Source organism: Actinobacillus ureae ATCC 25976, assembly GCF_000188255.1.
In the GTDB taxonomy this organism is placed as follows: Bacteria; Pseudomonadota; Gammaproteobacteria; order Enterobacterales; family Pasteurellaceae; genus Actinobacillus; species Actinobacillus ureae.
In genome coordinates this window covers 386,309-401,938 of the sequence record NZ_GL831080.1, presented here as the reverse complement: position 1 = coordinate 401,938, position 15,630 = coordinate 386,309, and the positions used below count along the sequence as shown (strand labels likewise).

18 protein-coding genes and 1 pseudogene are annotated in these 15,630 nt (G+C 39.4%); 3 read left to right on the top strand and 16 right to left on the bottom strand.

What is annotated here, in order from left to right; genetic code table 11:
* The coding region (locus tag HMPREF0027_RS12335) for a transposase (protein ID WP_005621754.1) at nt 1–449 on the bottom strand (449 nt) is incomplete at its 3' end.
* 106 nt (nt 450–555) lie between these two features.
* Here HMPREF0027_RS12335 and HMPREF0027_RS02005 point away from each other — a divergent pair.
* From HMPREF0027_RS02005 to HMPREF0027_RS01995, 3 genes and pseudogenes are all read left to right on the top strand, one after another.
* Entirely contained in the window at nt 556–891 is a 336-nt protein-coding gene (locus HMPREF0027_RS02005) for a helix-turn-helix domain-containing protein (RefSeq protein ID WP_005621753.1), read from the top strand.
* Nucleotides 892–1,000: 109 nt separating this feature from the next.
* Nucleotides 1,001–3,409: an HsdM family class I SAM-dependent methyltransferase gene (locus tag HMPREF0027_RS02000; RefSeq protein ID WP_005621752.1), complete on the top strand. Its 2,409-nt coding sequence runs from the start codon at nt 1,001–1,003 to the stop codon at nt 3,407–3,409.
* Nucleotides 3,410–3,584: 175 nt separating this feature from the next.
* Nucleotides 3,585–4,514 (top strand): annotated as a pseudogene (locus HMPREF0027_RS01995) (IS1595 family transposase); the annotation flags it as partial.
* Between the two features lie 266 nt (nt 4,515–4,780).
* On the opposite strand, the gene HMPREF0027_RS01990 reads toward HMPREF0027_RS01995, so the two are convergent.
* The 15 genes from HMPREF0027_RS01990 to HMPREF0027_RS01920 form a co-directional block, all read right to left on the bottom strand.
* Nucleotides 4,781–5,065, bottom strand: a complete 285-nt coding sequence (locus HMPREF0027_RS01990) for a putative quinol monooxygenase (protein ID WP_005621750.1) — start codon at nt 5,063–5,065, stop codon at nt 4,781–4,783.
* Nucleotides 5,066–5,080: 15 nt separating this feature from the next.
* Nucleotides 5,081–5,893 carry an urease accessory protein UreD gene (locus tag HMPREF0027_RS01985; protein WP_005621748.1) on the bottom strand — a complete coding sequence of 271 codons (813 nt, stop codon included), beginning with the start codon at nt 5,891–5,893 and terminating at the stop codon, nt 5,081–5,083.
* A 183-nt stretch (nt 5,894–6,076) separates the two neighbouring features.
* Nucleotides 6,077–6,712, bottom strand: coding sequence for an urease accessory protein UreG (gene ureG / locus HMPREF0027_RS01980; protein ID WP_005621747.1), 636 nt, complete (start codon nt 6,710–6,712; stop codon nt 6,077–6,079).
* 222 nt (nt 6,713–6,934) lie between these two features.
* On the bottom strand, nt 6,935–7,642 hold the full coding sequence (locus HMPREF0027_RS01975; RefSeq protein WP_005621745.1) for an urease accessory protein UreF: 708 nt from the start codon (nt 7,640–7,642) through the stop codon (nt 6,935–6,937).
* Complete coding sequence (gene ureE, locus HMPREF0027_RS01970; RefSeq protein ID WP_005621743.1) at nt 7,627–8,184, bottom strand: urease accessory protein UreE; 558 nt, start codon at nt 8,182–8,184, stop codon at nt 7,627–7,629. Before ureE ends, HMPREF0027_RS01975 begins: the two co-directional genes overlap by 16 nt.
* Nucleotides 8,185–8,437: 253 nt before the next feature.
* Nucleotides 8,438–9,058 carry a glutathione S-transferase gene (locus tag HMPREF0027_RS01965; protein WP_005621741.1) on the bottom strand — a complete coding sequence of 207 codons (621 nt, stop codon included), beginning with the start codon at nt 9,056–9,058 and terminating at the stop codon, nt 8,438–8,440.
* 36 nt (nt 9,059–9,094) lie between these two features.
* Nucleotides 9,095–10,813 carry an urease subunit alpha gene (ureC, locus tag HMPREF0027_RS01960; RefSeq protein ID WP_005621739.1) on the bottom strand — a complete coding sequence of 573 codons (1,719 nt, stop codon included), beginning with the start codon at nt 10,811–10,813 and terminating at the stop codon, nt 9,095–9,097.
* An 11-nt stretch (nt 10,814–10,824) separates the two neighbouring features.
* A complete protein-coding gene (gene ureB / locus HMPREF0027_RS01955; protein WP_005621738.1) occupies nt 10,825–11,130 on the bottom strand; it encodes an urease subunit beta in 306 nt (101 codons plus the stop codon).
* Nucleotides 11,131–11,206: 76 nt separating this feature from the next.
* The gene (gene ureA, locus HMPREF0027_RS01950; RefSeq protein ID WP_005621736.1) at nt 11,207–11,509 is read right to left on the bottom strand and encodes an urease subunit gamma; all 303 of its coding nucleotides are present in this window, start codon (nt 11,507–11,509) and stop codon (nt 11,207–11,209) included.
* A gap of 66 nt (nt 11,510–11,575) precedes the next feature.
* Nucleotides 11,576–12,478 carry an urea transporter gene (locus HMPREF0027_RS01945; protein WP_005621734.1) on the bottom strand — a complete coding sequence of 301 codons (903 nt, stop codon included), beginning with the start codon at nt 12,476–12,478 and terminating at the stop codon, nt 11,576–11,578.
* A 40-nt stretch (nt 12,479–12,518) separates the two neighbouring features.
* Nucleotides 12,519–13,148 (bottom strand): energy-coupling factor ABC transporter ATP-binding protein, encoded by a 630-nt coding sequence (locus tag HMPREF0027_RS01940; RefSeq protein ID WP_005621732.1) that lies wholly within the window; start codon nt 13,146–13,148, stop codon nt 12,519–12,521.
* Nucleotides 13,149–13,174: 26 nt separating this feature from the next.
* Nucleotides 13,175–13,792: an energy-coupling factor transporter transmembrane component T family protein gene (locus HMPREF0027_RS01935; protein WP_005621730.1), complete on the bottom strand. Its 618-nt coding sequence runs from the start codon at nt 13,790–13,792 to the stop codon at nt 13,175–13,177.
* Entirely contained in the window at nt 13,792–14,400 is a 609-nt protein-coding gene (gene cbiM, locus HMPREF0027_RS01930) for a cobalt transporter CbiM (protein ID WP_005621728.1), read from the bottom strand. The genes HMPREF0027_RS01935 and cbiM overlap by 1 nt, the downstream gene beginning before the upstream one ends.
* Entirely contained in the window at nt 14,401–14,883 is a 483-nt protein-coding gene (locus HMPREF0027_RS01925) for a hypothetical protein (protein WP_005621726.1), read from the bottom strand.
* Nucleotides 14,883–15,569 (bottom strand): DUF4198 domain-containing protein, encoded by a 687-nt coding sequence (locus HMPREF0027_RS01920; protein WP_005621725.1) that lies wholly within the window; start codon nt 15,567–15,569, stop codon nt 14,883–14,885. The genes HMPREF0027_RS01925 and HMPREF0027_RS01920 overlap by 1 nt, the downstream gene beginning before the upstream one ends.
* Nucleotides 15,570–15,630: the final 61 nt, after the last annotated feature.

Here is a 15,630-nt window from a genome sequence, read left to right as displayed (position 1 = left end):
ATGTAGGTGCCGTCAATATGGATTTCACCTGAAAGCGGAAATAACTGTTTCTGAATTTGTAAACTTTCACGGATTTTGTGCGCGAGCGTAAAAGCCGTCTTATATTGCACGTTCAAATCGCGCGAAAGTTGGCAAGCAAACAAGCCTTTAGCAGCATTAACGAATAAGGCAATGGCATAAAGGTAAGTCTGAATAGATAATTTTCGGTCAGCAAAAATTGTGCCTGATGTAACGCTAAAGGTATGATTGCAATGTTTACACCGCCATTGATTACGACTGGCAATGCTATAAGCAATATGCTGCACACCGCACTTGGGACACACCACATTTTCCTCACTCCCCCAACGAATTTGGCATAGCAATGCCCGAGCTTCGCTATCAGATAGCTGTGCCATCTTGATAGGCGAAAGCGTGCGAGCTTTGCTGCTAAGAAGAAAATTCTGGGTCATAGTATTGAGGTCACACCTTTATTAAACTAAAATATGAAATATTATTCATATTGATTGTGCATAAGGTATCACAATCATTCACTTTTTTCAATAGGAATGTGAAATAATGTGCATATCAGAGCGTTTGAAGCAGGTCTTAGATGCCAAAAATATGACCGTTACTGAGTTTTCTAATGTAACGGGAATTTCATATCGTTCGGCAATGAATTACTTGAATGAGGGACGCGATCCGAATGTAGATGCTCTAGTGAAAATTCATAAGGGGTTAGAAATCAGTATAACTTGGCTGCTCACAGGAAATGGATCAATGTTTCAAGCAGCAACTCAAGAAAGTTCGATTTCAGCACAAGAAGAAAAATTGATTGCAGACTACCGCTCAATGCCTGAAAACCTAAAAGATGCTTTCTCAATTTCTTTCAAAGAAATTTCCAATAAACAATAAATATTTAACTTGACATTAACTCAATAAGGAACAAAAAATGTCCCTACAAGCCTACAAATAGCTTATTCTCTAAATATCAACCTTGTAAATTTATTTTGAGAGGTTGGTAATGAAATCTAAGTATTCTGAAACTGAAACTGAAACTGAATGGTTGTTTAAAGATCTTTTAGAAGAAAATGGTTATTTTGATTCTGAAGATCTTATTATTGAATTTAAAGATAAAACTAAAAGTGAAAAAGTAAAAAAATTACTTTCTAATGCAAGTAAGAAGGGAAGTAAAAATGGGATCCCAGATTTCATTATTAGATCTAATAAACACCCCGATATTATTTTTTTAATTGAGTGCAAAGCCGATATTAGACAACATGAAAGTAAAAGTAGAGATAAATATGCAGATTATGCTGTTGATGGTGTTTTATTATACTCATCTTTTGTTTCTAAAGAATTTGACGTATTGTCTATAGCTATTAGTGGAACATCTAGTAACTATAAAGTAGATGCTTTTTGGCAACTAAAAGGAACAGATAATGTAAATCAGGTTGATGCAGATAAACTTTTACCTTATTCAAATTATCTACGTTTGATTTTAGAATCAGATGAAGCTTTCCATCGAGATTATAATGCTCTTTTAGTCTATGCTAAAACATTGAATACAGACTTACATAAAAAGAAAATAAAAGAATCAAATAGAGCTTTATTAATTAGTGGAATATTAGTTGCATTACAAAATAAAGTTTTTAGAATTTCTTATAAAGAAAATAAAACACCGCAGGATCTAATTACATCACTATTAAATGCTATATCTTCTGAGTTAAGAGCTGACAAATCAAAAAATAAAAATGCTGATACTGTATTAGGTGCTTTTAATTTCATTCGTTCCAATAAAACATTTGAAGATGATAAAACTGGGTTGTTAAATCTATTGTCTGTTATAAATTCAATTAAAGATAATGTTTATACTTTTCTTGATAAATATAAATATATAGATACTTTAAGTCAATTCTATATTGAATTTCTAAGATATGCAAATACTGATAAAGGACTTGGAATAGTATTAACGCCATTACATATTGCGCAGCTTTTTGCAAAAATGGCAGGAGTTAATAAAGATACTGTTGTATTAGATAATGCCGCAGGCACTGGTGGTTTTTTAGTTGCAGCAATGGGGGAGATGATTTTAGATGCTGGAGATGATGAAAAGAAAATCCTAGATATTAAAAAAAATCAGATTTATGGAATAGAATATGAAGATAGCATTTTAGCCTTATTAGTATCAAATATGATTATTCATTCCGATGGGCGCAGCAATATTTATTGGGGGAATTCATTTGATATTATACCTGATAAATTATTAAAATATAAAGATTATAATAAAAACAAAAAAGAAGATGAAATTATACAATCTTTAAAATATGAAAATATTAATTTAGATGAAAATAAGATAGATGTGGGGTTATTAAATCCTCCATTTAAAATGGCTACAGATGATACTGAGGAATTTGAGTTTATATTTTCAAATTTAAATGCAATTAAAAAAGGCGGAACTGTTATAGCATTAATTCCTACTAGTGTAATCAATGATACATCTGGCGTTAATTATATAAATAAGAAGAAATTATTAAGAAATCATACACTGGAAGCTGTTGTATCTTTACCTGAAGATCTATTTGCAAATAGTAAAACATCTATAGTTACTGTAGGTATAGTTATAACCGCCCACATTCCTCATCCTAAGTTGAAAGAAACTTGGTTTGGTTATTGGAGAGATGATAAATTTGTAAAAACTAAAAATCTTGGTCGAGCAGATATAAATCAGGAGTGGTATGGTGAAAACAAACTTCAAGAACAATGGCTGTCATCTTTTATTAATAAAAAAGAAGATTATCAATTTAGTATTAAAAGAAGAGTAACTGCTGATGATGAATGGTTGGCAGAAGCTTATTTGAAAACGAATTATAGCTCTCTAACTATTGATACTGTATTAAAACCTTGCTATCAGTATATGGCTTTTAGAATAGAAAATGGTAATATTGGCGATGAACAAGAATTTATTGAAATAAAAAATAATATAATACTCTTACATTCAAAATTAAATGTTAAACATCAAATGAGACTAGATGACATATTTTATATGTACAATGGTGTTACCTCATCTAGTGTTGAAGTTCAAGAGGATAAGCTATCAGATAATTATTTACCTTATGTTAGACCTTCTAAAAGACAATCAACTAGTTATGCAGGCTTTGTTGATAGTAATACTGTCAGAGATGAAAAAAAATTTCCTATGGATACCTTATATGTTTCAACTGATGGTGCAGGAAGTCATACTTACGCTTATGTGTCTATCGAAAACTTCATTCCTAATAGTAATGTTGTAGTGCTGGAACCTAAATACAATATGGACTTAGAAACCAAATTACTATATGCAGCATATATAACAGCTAATAGATTTAAATTTTCTTATGGTAGAAAACCTAAAGGAGAACGATTAGGTGAGTTATTACTTCCTGTAGTTTAAATATAGTTTATAAATAACATTTACATGAGAAAACATCTCTTAGTAAATGATTATAGTTAGCCCAAGAATACAACTTTAAATATAGCCTTACTCCTGAATAGGTGTGTGCTAATGTGTACGCTGCAGAATTTTTCTGTTTTTGACATTTGCGATTTATCTCATTTTTAAATGAGATTGCCAACGTCATTTTTACGTTACCACCAACACCATTTTCGCTTTTCATAAGCTTCCGTTAGTTGATATTCTTGCCGCTACTTTACTGATGGTAAATAGCTCAAAAGGCATTAGTGCTATTGATATTAGTCGCCACCTCAACATCAATTACAAAACGACTTTCGTACTTTGCCACAAGTTACGTGAAGCCCTGTTCAAAACGCGTGATTTACGCCCAATGCAAGGCGAAATTCACAAAGATGGAGCTTGGATTAACTTCACGCTACGTAAGCCAAACTACCGTAAAAACAACCATAAACAACGCCAACAAGCAGATGAAAAAGAACGGAAATTTCCCCAATTTAGACCGACTAAACGCTGCATTATCAGCCTTAACCAACGTTCCGCCAATGATGAACAAATTTGGGGTTCAAACCGTACTATTGTGGCAATGGATTACACCGAAAATACCGATACAGTTTTTGCATTGAACCAACGTTTCGTAAAAGCAGGCAGTGATATTATGTGTGATGAAAATCCTGCCTACAACAATCTTAATTTTCATTACAACCGTTGGTCGGTGAATCATCAAGAGGCTTATAGTGCGAAAGGTGTAAATAATAACCTTGCGGAATCTTTTAATGCCAGAATGCGTGATTTAATGCGTGGCACACATCATAAAACCGATAATAAATATGCCTTATACTACGCAAACTATGCGGCTTATCTGTCAGATAATCGCCGTAAATCCAACAGGGAACTCTTTGAAGATGTACTCAAGTGTTGCCTGTGGGTATTGCCACTTAAAGAGTGGGTGGGCTACTGGCAAGGTAATCATTGTGAAGGTGAGTTAATCGGAATGAAAGCCTTTGCCCCCAAAGAAATTTCACAGAACGACTTCAAGCGACTAGAAGAACAAATGAAGTACGATGAAATGCTGTTAGCTGCGTAGATTGCAATAGCCTTAGCGATATTTCATCAGATTTAAATAGAAAAGGATAACTCGCTTACCGAAATCACGGTCGAGCGGATTTATCACGCTCAAATCAGCGGAAAATGAAGAATTTGCGTGAAAAATCGCGTAGAATTTCAGGAAAAATAAATGCCTTTCGCAAGATCATCTCGGAAAGGCACTTAATTTGGAATGCGGTTTTAGTCAATTTTCGGTCTTTGTGCAACTGCTACATAATTCCGGAAAATACGACCGCTTGTTTCAAATTAAAGTAAATCCACGATATTAATCTCTATTGGATGACTTAATAACTCGGCAAATTTAGCGCCTGCATCAATAAAATGCGCTTGCTGAGTATGCAACGCCAAATCTTGTTGCGATTGCCATTGTTCCACAAAAGTATAAACATTCGGCTGACCTTGCACCGCGCCACAACCATAAGAAATACAACCTTGGTCGTTAAGTGAAGCACGAATTAAGTTTTGTGCCAATGCTTCAAATTCTGCGGTTTTATCCGCTTTTACATGGCATACTGCATAAACTGCGATCATAATTGCTCTCCTAAATTAAACAATATTGGACTGAGCTTTTAAAACTTGCCCAATCCGCTCAAATAAATGTTGAATGATATCCGATCGATGAGCCAGTACTCTGATGATCAATCCGCCTTCATTTAGCTGAGATACGCCAATTAGCATCTCTTTTTGCTCGGACATTGAGGCTTGCAATTCGTTCACGATTGCTTTTATTTCTAAAGTCGTTTTTGCCAAATTGATGTAGGTTAATGAACCTTGATGCGAAAAATCTTCCATTTGGCTCAATGAGGTCAATGCCATTTTTGCCGGCAACCATTGAATACGGTCGGTCACAAGCGGTCGATTTTGATGAGAAATCCGCAAATAGGACACAAAATGACGGAAGGCAAATCGCTCGCCGTTTAGCACTCGCCCAATCGCCACAACCTCGCCATAAATCAGCTCGGACTGCTCGCCCATCTCAATTTCGGTAGTTTGCTTAAATCCGCTGTCTTTATGCAGCACCAACGGATGCGGAAGATAAAACAAACGGCTATTTTTGCCCAATTTTATACACGTTTTTTGCGTTGCATAATCGCCCTCATTCATTGATTGCACCCGAGTAAATGCCTGCGTGTTCAATGAAAGAGAAGTATCATCCGCCAACGAAATCTCAATATCAAGTAGATCGCCTACCAGTAATCCCGGTGAGGAGGACATCTGCATCGCATTCAAAGCATTGCGCCAATACGAATCCAAATTCGGCAAAGTCATCACCTTAAACGGCGGCGACACAAAGTATTGATCGAGCTGCGTTTTGCCCTGTGAGGTTAATTTTGTTGAGAGTAAAAGTTTGCCTTGCATTTGATTGTTCACTCTCTCCCCTCGAGGGAGAGAGACAGCTTGTTGAAGCGTTCAGCGAAAACAAGCAGAGAGAGGGAATTTGCAAAAAAATGAGTGTTTAAACACCGTTTCCCCTCTCCCTGATTTTTCTTCTATACGAAGAAAAATCTGTCCCTCTCCCACAAAGGGCGAGGGTTATAGTATTTAACGAACTAAAGATGCTGGATCTTCAATATTTTTTAACAATGCGTATTTTTCGATCCAACCGATCACGCCGTCGAGGTTTTCTTTTTTCATCAGGTTGGTGAAAATAAACGGCTGACCGTTACGCATACGTCGGGCATCGCGTTCCATCACGCTTAAATCTGCCCCTACAAACGGAGCAAGATCAGTTTTATTAATGACTAACAAATCTGAACGAGTGATACCAGGCCCGCCTTTACGAGGGATTTTTTCCCCTTGTGCCACGTCGATCACAAAAATCGTCACGTCTGCCAAATCTGGGCTAAAAGTCGCCGAGAGGTTATCGCCGCCCGATTCAATGAACACGATTTCCACATCAGGGAAACGAGCCACCATTTCGTCCACGGCTTCTAAGTTCATTGACGCATCTTCACGGATCGCCGTATGTGGACAACCGCCCGTTTCCACGCCCATAATTCGCTCAGGCGAAAGTAAGCTGTTTTTCGTTAAAAACTCTGCATCTTCTTGAGTGTAAATATCGTTAGTAATGACTGCCACGCTATATTTACTCGCTATTTCACGAGTGAGTTTTTCGATTAACGCCGTTTTACCCGCTCCAACAGGACCAGCCACGCCGATTTTGATGTAGTTACGCATTTTTCTTTCCTTTAATTAACCTAGCAACTGTGATTATTTACGACAAGCTGTAAGGTGGGTAAGCCCACGCATTTAGCTCTGAGTTTTTATTTTCCTTCTAAAACACTCTTTAGAAAAAAGGGAAAAAATGTGGTCAAAATCAACCGCACTTTTCATTGTTAAATAAACACGTGGGCTTACGCCCACCCTACCCCTGAAAAATAAAAACACAGCAATCACAGGTTATGACATATATAATCTGGTATAAAGCACCTCGTGTTGCATAGCCCGAATGTCATTCGCCAGCGTTGCCGCACCAAGCCATTCTTCGTCAGGTTCAAGGCTTAATTCCACCGCTTGCACAAGTGAGCCTCGCAAATAAAACAGAATATCTTGCCCATCCATTTGGCTGAGAGGAATTAGCTTCACGCCGTTAGTGATCGCACCGACTGCTGCGTTGTAGTAGAACGCATAGAGTGTGTCGGCTTTGCTTAAGCCCATGGCTTGAGCAACCATTGCAAACACTATCGGGAAATAGCCCTGCACGTGTTTTTCTGCAATCGCTTGTTGGTAAGTCGTGAGCAGCGTATGTGTTTCGTAGCGAATAAAAATTTTCAGCAATCGTACGCCGAGTTTAAAACTGCCTTCGCGACTTTCTCGTGCCACTTTGGTGGCGGAAAGTTGCCAATCCAATTCGCACAAGCGGTCAAAATTACCTTCATTCATTGCATCGAATGCAAGGGAAAGATATGCCCCGTCGTTGTAAATCCAGTTTTGTAAAAGCTGGGTTTGCACATACTCTTCGAGGGTCGTTTTGCTTTCCACCACACCTTGCTGAACGAAGGTTTCTAAGCCGTTGGAGTGGTTAAATCCTCCAATCGGCAAGGTGGGATCGACCAAGTGCAACAACGCACCTAAATCCGTTAAAGAGCGGTTTAATGTTGATGCCAATTTCCATCTCCGTGATGATGATAACTGTGATGATCGTGCGAATGACTATGTGAATGCCCGTGACCTTGTGCAGAGTTCGCCCTCAACGCTTGGCTTAAACGGCGTTCCGCTTTTTGCGGATGAAATCCCGCCGCTTGTAACCACTCAAACATCGGTTTATCGTAAGGCAACGTGACTTCATCGCCATCTAAAAAAAGCGGAGAATGTTTATTGCCGATTTCATAACAAGCTCGAGCCATTTCAGGCAAAGTTTTCGGCGACAACACAATCACTTCGCTTGGCAAGATTTCGATCACAATCGCCAACTCATCGCTGATAAACACCACATCATCGTGTTTTAAACGTTGCCCTTCTTTGAGTAGGCGAAAAGCGACTTCACGCCCAGTATTTGTGGTTTTACGCAAAATATTCCGTTCGCTTTCATACCACTGCAATGCCACGCGTTCAATAGTCTGATTAGTAATTTTGCCTTCAGCCTGAAGGCTAGTTAAGTCGCCCAAAATGGTATCCATAATGGGCAAAATGGGGTTGAGGATTTTCATTTTTATATTATTTATTTTCTTCGCTAATTAAGGCTGCTAAATCTCCCCTACCCCTCTTTGCTAAAGAGGGAATTTTCTTTATAAATTTGCGGTCATCTGACTAATTTATATTTGCCATATCAAAGTAGAACAATGATATAAAATCTCGCTCATTCTTTCCCCTCTTTAGCAAAGAGGGGTAGGGGAGATTTGGCAGAAGAAAATACGGAGAAATTAGGTTATTTAGACCAATCTCGTGATGCCACAAAAATGGTTATAAAGTCGGCATTGTCTCGCTTAAAACCTCATATTTTTCATTCATCTCTGCCGCCCAAGCGGTTAAATTTGGAAATTCTTTTGCAAGATCTAATCCAATTTTCTCAGCTCTGAATAAGAACCAATCAATGACTGCGACTGTCGTTAGCGTACCAATGTTTAATTCAGTGCCAAACGGTTTTAAATCTTGCTCAAGTCTTACAAAACTTTGACGATTACGTTCGGTTAGTTGTTGATGGCGAGCTGTCCACCATTCACTTTCAGGGCGAAGCATTTTTTCAGCCATCATCGGCACGGTATTTTCCATAATGCCATCGGCTAAATTATGCAACGCTAACGTTGCCCAGCGTGGCTTGCCACTTTCTGGAATGAGTTTAGGCTCTACCTTGCCTTTTTGATCAAGATATTCGCAAATGAGCAAACTGCCATAAAGCCAATTACCACAATTACGTTCTAACGCTGGCACTCGACCTAGTGGATTTGCCTGATTATGCGGAGAGCTTGCATCAAATGATGAACCAATTTTAATCAGTTCTGTTTTGTCTAAGAGTTGTTGATATTTCAACGTTACCAGCACTTTACGTACATACGGGCTGGTAGTGGAGTACCAAAGTTTCATTGTAAATTCTCCTTAAATTTTGACCGCTCTTTTTACTTAGAACATAAAATACCGTTGCCCCAATGGCACTGTATCCACAGGTTCACAGGTAATTAATTCTCCGTCCACCCGCACTTCATAGCGTTCTGGATCCACTGTGATTTCAGGTGTTGCATTATTGTGAACGAGATCTTTTTTACTCACGCTGCGACAGCCTTTTACGGCAATGGTTTCTTTGTGTAAACCGAATTTAGCACGAATATCCGCTTTTTCAGCGGCTTGTGAAACGAAAAACACTGCGGTTTGAGCGGTTGCTAAACCTTGAGCACCGTACATTGGACGGTAGAATACCGGTTGCGGTGTTGGAATAGAGGCATTTGGATCGCCCATTTTTGCGTAGCTAATAAAACCTTTTTTAATCACCACTTCAGGTTTTACCCCAAAGAACATCGGTTTCCATAACACGATATCTGCAATTTTGCCTACTTCTAATGAACCAATATGATCCGCAATACCGTGTGCAATCGCTGGATTGATGGTGTATTTCGCAATGTAGCGTTTAATACGGAAGTTATCGTTTCCTTCATTACCTAGCTCACCACGTTGCATTTTCATTTTATCTGCGGTTTGCCATGTACGAATAACGACTTCGCCAATACGTCCCATTGCTTGAGAGTCAGAACTCATAATGGAGAAAACGCCCATATCATGCAAAATATCCTCCGCTGCAATAGTTTCAGGACGAATACGGCTATCAGCAAATGCTACATCTTCTGGCACGCGTTTATCTAAATGATGGCAAACCATCAACATATCCAAATGTTCATCAATGGTGTTTTTCGTAAATGGACGAGTTGGGTTAGTTGAAGCCGGTAATACGTTTGGATACATCGCTGCTTTAATGATATCTGGCGCATGACCGCCACCAGCTCCTTCCGTGTGGAAGGTATGAATAACACGTCCATCAATCGCTTTCATGGTATCTTCTAAGAAGCCACTTTCGTTCAGCGTATCGGTGTGGATTGCCACTTGAATATCCATTTCATCAGCCACTTTTAATGCTGAATCAATTACTGCTGGCGTTGCACCCCAGTCTTCATGGATTTTTAAACCTAATGCGCCTGCTTCAATTTGTTCGCGTAGCGGATCTAAAGTTGAACAGTTTCCTTTACCAAAAAAGCCTACGTTTACAGGCAATGCTTCTGCTGCTTGGAACATACGCTCCATATACCATGCACCTGGTGTGCAAGTAGTCGCGTGTGTACCATCAGCAGGGCCTGTTCCGCCACCAATTAGCGTGGTAACCCCACTTTCAATCGCATGCTGTGCTTGTTGAGGGCAAATAAAGTGAATATGCGTATCAATACCGCCAGCGGTCGCAATTAAATGAGCACCGTTATGCACTTCCGTGCTTGCACCGATAATCATATTTGCCGTGACATTATCCATGGTGTCAGGGTTACCAGCTTGACCGATGCCCACAATGCGACCATCACGAATACCAATATCGGCTTTGATAATGCCTAATCTCGCATCAATAATCATCACGTTAGTGATCACAAAATCCAATACATTTGGATTATCGCGAGTTGCGGTGCCGCTTTGTGCCATGCCATCACGCACACTTTTACCGCCACCAAATTTACACTCGTCGCCTTTGGTCAATAGATCTTGCTCAATAGTTGCCCATAAATTGGTATCGCCTAAACGAACTTTGTCGCCAACGGTTGGGCCATAAGTTGCTACATATTGCGCTCTTGAAATTGTTAATGCCATCTTGCCCTACTTTATAATTTGCCATCAATTTGATTATGGAAACCGTAAATAATTTGGTTACCACCAAAAGCCACTAACTCAACGGTTTTGGCTTCTCCCGGTTCGAAACGCACCGCATTACCAGAAGGCACATTTAAACGCATACCGCGTGCCAAAGTGCGGTCAAATTTAAGGGCATTATTGGTTTCAAAAAAATGGTAGTGAGAACCAACTTGAATGGGTCTATCGCCTGAGTTAATTACTTCAATTGTCACTGTTTTTCTGCCGACATTAGCGAGAATATCGCCTTCGGCTAATTGGTATTCGCCTGGGATCATATCTTTGTTCCTTGTAGGGAGGGCTTTAGCCCACCATTGATATTTTTATTTTGGTGGGCTAAAGCCCACCCTACGGTTATCTGATTGGATTATGCACCGTCACAAGTTTTGTACCATCTGGGAAAGTCGCCTCAATCTGCACTTCGTGAACCATTTCTGACACACCCTCCATCACATCATCAACGGTTAAAAGTGTTGAACCATACTGCATGACTTCAGCCACACTCATTCCATCTCTTGCCGCCTCTTGTAAATGACTCGCAATATAGGCAACAGTTTCTGGATAATTTAATTTAACGCCACGTGCTTTGCGTTTTGCCGCCAATTCTCCTGCGAGGAAAAGCATCAGTTTTTCTTGTTCTCTGGAAGTTAAATGCATTTTGTACCTTCTTAATTTTATGAGTTATTTATAAAATCCGGTTCCCAAGAGGGGAAGAGGAAGAATTTATGGATTGAGTAATTGTACTAATTTATGTTTATCAAATGCGGCTTTATCTAATCGTTTCTTAACGATCAATAACAGCCAGCTGGCAATGATAAACCCGATGGTATAAGTTGCCAGTCCGGTTTGAGCAACCGCATATTGAATAAGAATCGCGAGTAAAGTGCCTACAATGACATATAAAAAATGGCGTAATTGTGTGCCAGCAAAAGCACAAGCTACGAGAATAGGAGAGAAACCGTAAATACCGTTGGCAAGGCTATTATGATCAATATCCGGTAAATGGTGAGCAAATACAGTACCGATAACTGCTGCCGCCAAACCGTACATAGCCGCAATGGGAGAACTAATAGCAATCGCTAAAAAAAGTAACGTACCGGTTACCATGCTGGTACCGAAATTTACTTCCGCCCAAGCATAGAAAGGTTCCTGGATTGCATCAAGCGTGCCAGTGTAATCAGCTAAAGGAGGCGTTGTTTGGGTTAAACCGAATAAGCCTAATTTGGCGATTCCCCAACAAAAGAACCAGCAGCTCAATACAAACGGAAAGGTAAATGCGACTTTATTCTTTTTCACAAATAAACGCATAATTAACGTTGCAACAATCGAAGCAACAAGACCAATACTCCAAATTAAAGGATTTGAGGCATCCACTTCCGCAAAAGTAAACATGGTGCACATAAACGCTAGACTTGCATTAAAGCCATAAAGCCCTTGGCTAATTTGCTGTGGCGGATACTTCAATATTTTAGCTGTCAGCGTACCGATAAGTGCGCCGAGAAAACAGCTTACCCCTAACGTCCAGTGACTAAAAAACATCGCAATAACAATGACCAAACCGGACAAACCATTTTCTTGCAAAAAGATTTGCCCTATCCCTGTGAGGGTAGTTTTAATAAGCTTCATTTAATTTTCCTGTGTGTTTGCATATATTGTGGCTTTGCCACTATTTTTGTAAATAAAGCGTTTTATCTGCTAACTGTCTCGTAAAGGCTTGATCATGCGAAGCCACCAACATTGGTAATTGGAGTTGTTTGAGTAAAGCGGTTAATTTCGCACAATTTTTTGCATCTAAACCATTAGTCGGCTCATCAAGCAGCAGTAGTTTGGGTTTCATCGCAAGTACTCCGGCTAAAGCGGTGAAATTCTGTTCACCGCCGGAAAGCGCATTCACCGGACGATCTTTCAGATATTCAAGATCTAACATCTGAAGTTGTTCAAGTGCGATTTGATAAGCTTGTGCTTGAGTGTAGCCTTGGTTTAACACACCAAAGGCAACATCATCTAATACGGTGGGACCAAATAATTGGTCTTCTGCATTTTGAAAACAAATGCCGACTTTGCCTCGAAACGGCACAAAATCTTTTTCTCGTTGGCAATGCGTGCCAAACAAATAAATATCACCGGAGTGAATCGGCAAGAAACCGAGCAATGAAAGCAGCAGTGTGGATTTTCCTACGCCGATTTCACCTTGTAAAAATACTCGTTGCTGCGGCTCAATGGTAAAACTTAAGGCATTTATGACCGCTTGTCGATTGCGAAAAACAGTCAGGTTGTTAATTTCCAATATACTCATTTTTTACTTTTATACTTAGCCGCAAATCATTTAGCGCCAAATTTAAAGCCTCGTGCTTTCAGCGCCATTTCCGTTCTTTCCGCCCGCACCATGGCGTGAATAAGCAATAATGCCACGCGTTGTGAAGTGATTTTCAGGGTGAGCCAATTACATTTCGGCTGATAACCCCGTGCACGCATCGCAATATCCATCTTATGGTTTACCTCATTTAACAAGGAAATATAGCGAATACTTAAAACAAAGAGATGAATTAATTTCGGTGAAAGAGGAAGCCGACTGATAGCTTGCACCAGCATAACTTCATTCACATTTAATAATAGTAACCACGTTGCACATAAAATCAAATTCATCCGTAGGCTAATTAAACTTGCCAACTCGATACCATAAAGATTCCATTGCACGGAAAACGCATCCAAACGCCAACTTAGCGTCAGCCAAATCAATAACGTAAAAATATTGAATTTGAGCCAACGGCGAGCTAAGGCTTTTAATGATCGTCCATAAAAAATTTGACTAATCAGAACGCAAGGCACTAAACAAGCGGTCAAAAAAAGTAAAATATTTACCGATTTCAACCCACTGATTATTACGCCAAAAACAAACAAATAAACCAGCCGCCAATGTGCTTGAAATAAATGCGTCATTATGTTTCTTGTAATGCGTTAGGATACATTTTTGCCAGCGTAAAGAGTGTGCCGACACTCACAATGCTATCGACTAAAAATATCGGGAGGTGTGAAACAATCAACAAACCGATCAAGCCAGCATAGCTCTTACCGCCATCAAACGCTAATACTGCTGAAGCAAGCAGAATTGCGCCTCCAACCCCAATCACGCCGGCACCGATACCGGACAACATCAATTGCTGACGAGAGCGATTTAAGGCAAGTGAGCCTCGAAAAACGTAGTGCACAAGTAATGCCGGTAACGCCATTACACACAAATTTACGCCTAAAACAGAAAAACCGCCGAATGAAAATAATAACGTCTGTAACACTAATGCGACAAAGAAAGCGGGAAACACTGTCCAACCTAAAAACAGCCCAGCCATACCATTTAAAATTAAATGCACGCTACCAATGCCAACGGGAACATGAATAGTTCCGGCAACAAAAAATGCGGATGCAAATAATGCGGTCAACGTTAAACGGCCATAATCAAGTTTACGCAAGCCAATTGTCACTCCGACAGTCGCAATAGCGGAACCGATAAGTAGTGTTGGAGCATGTAAAACGCCTTCTGATAAATGCACTTAGCTTTTGTCCTTTCTTGCTTTTAATAGTGTAATAATCCCAAATAAGCCAAAAATATAACCGATACCGCCAATAAGATCGTGCAGGTAGATTTTATGTTTTAGCTTCTGAATATCTTCTCGTAATACTTCGAACTCGGCTCGTCCTAACGTCCGTTTAACAACGTTATCGGCGATCCCCTCGGCACGATGACCTTCCGCCCCTTCAACTACCACTTTAAATGGACCATCACCGGAAATAGGAATAGAAAAACTACCGTAAACATCGGTTTTCGCTGTTGCGATTGGCACATTTTCGCTACCGTCTTTACCTAATCTAAACACTTCTAAATAAGTTTCCGCCGCCGGTGATTGATCGGAATAAAAAGACTTACCCGAAATTTCATGCCCGTCATAAAGCGCAAATAAATGTAGACTATGTGCTGAAGTATTTAAAGAAACGAATGCAAATAAGATACCCAATAAATATTGTTTTAATTTCATTATTTCACTTCAAATGTCAGCATATATTCAATTGAACGCTCCGTATAATCCGGATGAACAACGTCCTTTTCTTCAAACTCAGCCCAAACTTTGTTATAGCCTGCTACTGGTGTAAATTGAGCGATTCCTTTTTCATTTGTTAAATTAAAAGGTTTATCTTCGCCTAAGCCTACCTTAATACCGGATACCGGTTTACCGTGGCGTAAAACTAAAATATCCATCGCTTTGCCTGCGACAGGTTTTGCAAGCGGCACTAATTCGTACTCAACGGCATGAGGTTTAAATGCATCATCATTCCACACTAAAACGGCTTTACCCAGTTTAATTGGATTTAAGCTAAGCACTGCTGTCGGTTCTTGCGCCTTGGTTTTCTCTACATATTTACCGCTTGGCAACTTCGACCAGACTCCATTATTGAATTCCAGAAATACCATTGCATGATGACCAGCATTAAAATAGGCTTCGCCGTGATTAAACAGGGGTTTAATGGAAAAGAGAGCTCCATTCTTTTGTAGTAATTGAATAGATTGAAGCTTTGCTTCAGGATAAGGTTCTGTGGTTTCGTGACCAAACTTCACAACATATTCATTTGTATTTTTTGTTGGTTCTAACCATACGTTGTGAGCTTGTGCGATCGAAATCGAAAGAAGTGAAACAAGTCCTAACACCCCACTTTTGAATGACATACAAGATTCTCCTTAAAATATCATTAAATCTAGTGTTTCATTATAAAAAAGTTTTACTTAT